The 876-nt window shown below is 70.2% G+C and carries 1 protein-coding gene; it reads right to left on the bottom strand.

The features are described from left to right. Positions 1-499, bottom strand: a 499-nt coding sequence (locus tag AB8Z36_RS41045; RefSeq protein ID WP_369218429.1) for an LLM class flavin-dependent oxidoreductase, incomplete at its 3' end; no start/stop codon positions are given. Between the last annotated feature and the right edge of the window lie 377 nt (positions 500-876).

Here is an 876-nt window from a genome sequence, read left to right on the forward strand (position 1 = left end):
GGCCGAGCCCCTCGAAGTCGAAGCGCTCGCCGTGGTGGGTCGGGTACTCGTCCTGGCCGAGGGCCGCCTTCAGGGCGTCGACCGTCTCGTCGAGGATCGGGCCGCGCCGCTCGAAGTCGACGCCGAGCGCCTCGAACTCCTCGCGTACGTGGCCCGCGCCCACGCCGAGGATGAGGCGGCCGTGGCTGAGGTGGTCGAGGGTCGCGTACTGCTTGGCGGTGGCGAGGGGGTGACGCAGGCCGACGATGGCCACGTGGCTCATGAGGCGGACGTTCGTGGTGATTCCGGCGAGGTAGGCGAGGGTGGCTACGGGGTCGTACCAGACGGTGCTCATCGCGGCGGCGAGGTGGTGCGGGATGGCTACGTGGTCGCAGGTGGCGAGGTAGTCGAAGCCGGTGCGGTCCGCGGTGCGGGCGATCTCGGCGAGGTCTTCGGCGCCGGCGGTGGCTTCCCAGGGTTCGGCGTAGAGGGAACTCTGGGACTGCACGGGGAGCTGCATCCCGTAGGTGAGCAAGCGTTGTTTACGGTTGCTGCCGTTGCTGCCGCTGTCTCGCCCCACAACAAACGCCACCCTCCGCTAGGCCGGACTGGCGGCCATGGTGTTATCTGACGCTCCATCAGACAAGGGGTGCGGCAGGGCCGTCTTGCCGCGTTCCGTTGACCTCGGTCGCGCCTCGCCATGTCGTGGGGGCGGGGCCGCGGGGGTATGTGCGTGCTCGCCATCTAGACCGCATCGCCCAACGATGAACAGAGGCATGAGGGAATCCCTGTGCTGCGCTCGCACATACCCCCACGTCCCCTCCGGCCGGAGCGGCGCCTGCGGACGCGTGCCCCCGTCCGCCCCTACGGCACGTAGCCGACGCGGCGAGACGGGGG

The sequence above is a fragment of the Streptomyces flavofungini genome (assembly GCF_041028215.1).
Classification (GTDB): Bacteria; Actinomycetota; Actinomycetes; order Streptomycetales; family Streptomycetaceae; genus Streptomyces; species Streptomyces flavofungini_B.